This window comes from Rhizobium giardinii bv. giardinii H152 (genome assembly GCF_000379605.1).
Lineage (GTDB): Bacteria > Pseudomonadota > Alphaproteobacteria > Rhizobiales > Rhizobiaceae > Pararhizobium > Pararhizobium giardinii.
On sequence record NZ_KB902639.1, the window covers coordinates 1 to 1,178 of the forward strand.

Here is a 1,178-nt window from a genome sequence, read left to right on the forward strand (position 1 = left end):
AATCTTGTCTTCGTCGGACGAAAAACTTCAGCGTGCGAAAGCACTCGGCGCTGACATCGGCATAAACTACAAAACTACTCCCGAATGGTCCGGCGCTGTTAAGGAAGCAACAGGTGGACGCGGCGCTGATCTCATCGTGGAGACCATTGGCACGTCGCTTCCCATGTCTCTCTCGTGTGTGGCATTCGGCGGTACCATCGCGGTGGTCGGGTTTGTCGCGGGATACGAAACCCAGATGAACGTACGACAGCTCATTGGCCCAATGGTCAGAGTTCAAGGTATCGCGGTTGGTTCAAGACGTGGTTTTGAGGACATGAACCGTGCGATCGAAGCCGGCGGTATTAAACCCGTGATCGATTCCGTGTATCCACTCGAAGATGTGGCCATTGCCTTCAAGTACATGAAAAAGGGTTCCCATTTCGGCAAAATTGCAGTCACACTCTGAGTTTCGAGCATGCCGCCGCTGCCCTAATTAGCAGCGGTGGCAACAGGTATGCCTGTCGGCAGAAGCATGCAGCGCGCAATGCTTCAAGAGGAATGTCTTCCCCGTAGTCGCAGCGGCGCAATTAGACACTTCATTGAAAGGAGGAGATTATGGAACGGATCGGATTGGTCGGCGTCGGATTGATGGGGCACGGCATTGCGAAAAACCTCGTTTCAAAGGGTTGGAGGTTGAATTATTTGCTGCACCCCGGCAATCAGCCCACCGATGACATCGATTCCTTCGGTGCAGTGGGATGGTCCAGTCTAACGGAAATGGCCGGAGCTTGCGACGTTATTATCCTTTGTGTCACCGGCTCGCCCCAAGTCGAGGATGTACTGGTAGGTTCTGGGCAGCTCCTCGAAGCCTTGGGCCCTGGACACATAGTGATCGACTGCTCGACCGCGGTCCCCAGCTCCACAATCGCCCTGGCTGCGAAAGTGGAGGCGAAAGGCGCGAAATTCGTCGACTCTCCTATGACGCGAACACCCAAGGAGGCGGAGGAGGGGAGATTGAATCTTCTCGTCGGCGGAGATGCGGGCATAGTCGAACGCCTGAGACCGATTTTCTCAAGTTTTGCAGAGAATGTCTTCTACGCTGGCGGCATAAGCAGCGGTCATCAGTTGAAGTTGCTACATAATTTCGTGTCGCTCGGCACCGTGACCCTGATAACCGAAGCCGTTGCGTGTGCTGCTCG

At 54.8% G+C, this 1,178-nt stretch carries 2 protein-coding genes; both read left to right on the forward strand.

What is annotated here, in order from left to right; translation table 11 throughout:
• A partial coding sequence (locus A3AY_RS0112800) for a zinc-binding dehydrogenase (protein WP_018326062.1) occupies positions 1–445 on the forward strand: 445 nt, incomplete at its 5' end.
• Positions 446–594: 149 nt separating this feature from the next.
• Positions 595–1,178: NAD(P)-dependent oxidoreductase (locus tag A3AY_RS0112805; RefSeq protein WP_018326063.1), on the forward strand; the 584-nt coding region annotated here is incomplete at its 3' end.